The organism is Aureimonas pseudogalii, assembly GCF_014196835.1.
Classification (GTDB): Bacteria; Pseudomonadota; Alphaproteobacteria; order Rhizobiales; family Rhizobiaceae; genus Aureimonas; species Aureimonas pseudogalii.
In genome coordinates, this window is record NZ_JACIEK010000052.1 from 1 (window position 1) to 1,150 (window position 1,150).

1 pseudogene is annotated in these 1,150 nt (G+C 63.0%); it reads left to right on the forward strand.

The features are described 5' to 3' along the window. Window positions 1-65: 65 nt before the first annotated feature. A pseudogene (locus GGR04_RS23675) lies at window positions 66-1,150 on the forward strand (IS3 family transposase); the annotation flags it as partial.

Genomic DNA, 1,150 nt, shown 5'->3' on the forward strand with positions numbered 1-1,150 from the left:
TGATCCGCCCCCATTGAAATGGTCCGCCCTGCAGTATGGCTTTTGGAGCCTGAAGGAGGACGGACATGGCAAGACGCCCCAAGCCCGAAGAGATCGTCGCGAAGCTGCGGCAGGTTGACGTTCTGGTGTCGCAGGGACGCACGGTAGCGGATGCGGTTCGCTCGATCGGCGTCACGGAGGTGACGTACTATCGCTGGCGCAAGGAGTTCGGCGGTCTGAAGGTCGACCAGGTGAAGCGACTGAAGGATCTGGAGACCGAGAACCAGCGGCTGCGGAAGGCGGTGGCCGATCTGACGCTGGACAAGCTGATCCTGGCAGAGGCCGCACGGGGAAACTACTGAGCCCCGCCCGCCGGCGCGTCTGCGTCGAACACGTCACGACCGTGACGAAGCTGTCCGAGCGGCGAGTCTGCCGCGCCCTCGGGCAGCACCGTTCGACACAGCGTCAGGTGCCGCGGGGCCGAGATGACGAAGAGCAGCTCACGGGCGATCTCATCGAACTGGCCCGTCAGTATGGCCGGTATGGGTATCCCCTTGGCCGACAGGCGATTGCTGGCAATCGCCGAAAGGCGGAAGATTGCAGCCCTGCTGCGAGATGCGGGTTGGATCGTCAACGACAAGCGCGTCGAGCGGATCTGGCGACGTGAGGGTCTGAAGGTGCCTGCCAGGCAACCCAAGCGCGGACGGCTCTGGCTGAACGATGGCTCCTGTGTTCGTCTGCGGCCCGAACATCCCAACCACGTCTGGTCCTACGACTTCGTGGAAGACCGGACGCACGATGGACGCAAAATCCGGATGCCTGGCGACAAACGCTGCGCGTTTCTCGCCGACGTGATCGACGAGTTCACGCACGAATGCCTCAGCATCCGGGTCGCTCGCAGGCTCAACTCGACAGATGTCATCGATGTTCTGTCGGGCCTCTTCGTGCTGCGCGGCGTGCTGGGCCACGTTCGATCCGACAACGGGCCGGAGTTCATTGCCAAGGCCGTGCAGGATTGGATCACGGCCGTTGGATCAAAGACCACTTATATCGCCCCAGGCAGCCCATGGGAGAATGGCTATGTCGAGAGCTTCAACGCTCGGCTCCGCGACGAACTCCTCGACGGCGAGATCTTCTACAGCCTGCGCGAGGCGCAGATCGTCATCGAAAG